1 protein-coding gene is annotated in these 365 nt (G+C 75.1%); it reads right to left on the reverse strand.

Annotated elements, in window-relative coordinates; translation table 11 throughout:
- Positions 1-365 (reverse strand): acyltransferase domain-containing protein (locus AB4039_RS42565; RefSeq protein ID WP_442273355.1); only part of this gene is annotated, 365 nt, incomplete at both ends.

A 365-nucleotide genomic window follows, 5' to 3' on the forward strand; every position in this document is an offset into this window, starting at 1 on the left:
AACGGCGCCAGAGCATCGGCACACTCCCGCAACCGCCCCGCGAAAACAGGCGAGGAACCGAGCAGCTCCGCACCCATCCCCACCCACTGCGTCCCCTGCCCCGGAAACACCAGCACCCGACGACCGAACGACCCCGCCACACCCTCGACGGTCGTGCCACCGAGGACCACCCGGCGGTGCTCGAACCGCGCGCGTGCCGACGCCAGGGTGTAGCCGACGTCCAGCGGACGCGGCGCGGGCTCCCGCTCCATGCGGGCCCGCAGGCGTTCCACCTGGTCGCGCAGGCCCGCCGCCGACCTGGCGGACACCACCACGGGGACCACCGGCAGCTCCCGGGAGCCCGCCTCCGCGGCGGGCTCCGTCAC

Source organism: Streptomyces sp. M-16 (assembly GCF_052114405.1).
Lineage (GTDB): Bacteria > Actinomycetota > Actinomycetes > Streptomycetales > Streptomycetaceae > Streptomyces.